This window comes from Alcanivorax sp. HI0083 (assembly GCF_001635175.1).
This window is the reverse complement of record NZ_LWFX01000656.1, coordinates 1-431: the sequence shown is the minus strand read 5'-3', so window position 1 is coordinate 431 and position 431 is coordinate 1. Positions and strand designations below refer to the sequence as shown.

The window sequence follows — 431 nt, the reverse complement described above, 5'->3', positions numbered from 1 at the left end:
CGCCATGCTCAGCGCCAGCGTCCAGGATCTACAGGGGCGTTTTAATCTCAATTGGTTGATTACGGCTCAAGGCGATGCCTTTGTTCGCGATCCAGAGGCGATTGACCGGCTTACCCGGCTCATCGAACTGACTTTCCCCCAGGAAACAGACGCGTCACGACTGGCCAACGAAATGGCGGATTGGCTGGATTCCAACAATATTGTGGATGGGGTAGAAGGGGCGGAAGACGCGGATTACCGTAACCGCCGGACTCCGAACATGCCGGCGGCCCATGAATCGGAAATGCGTGCCTTGCTCAGCTTCCAGGTGGCCAATCAACCCCAGGACAGCATGGTCTGGGGGCTGTTTACGGCGCTACCGCTGGGAACTACATTGAATGTGAATACGGCGCCGCCCCAGGTGCTGGATGCGGTGCTGGGCGGAATAGCGG

General features: G+C 58.5%; 1 protein-coding gene. It reads left to right on the top strand.

Going from position 1 to position 431, the window contains the following annotated elements; all coding sequences use genetic code 11:
- A partial coding sequence (locus A3754_RS06515; protein WP_197468520.1) for a general secretion pathway protein GspK occupies positions 1–431 on the top strand: 431 nt, incomplete at both ends.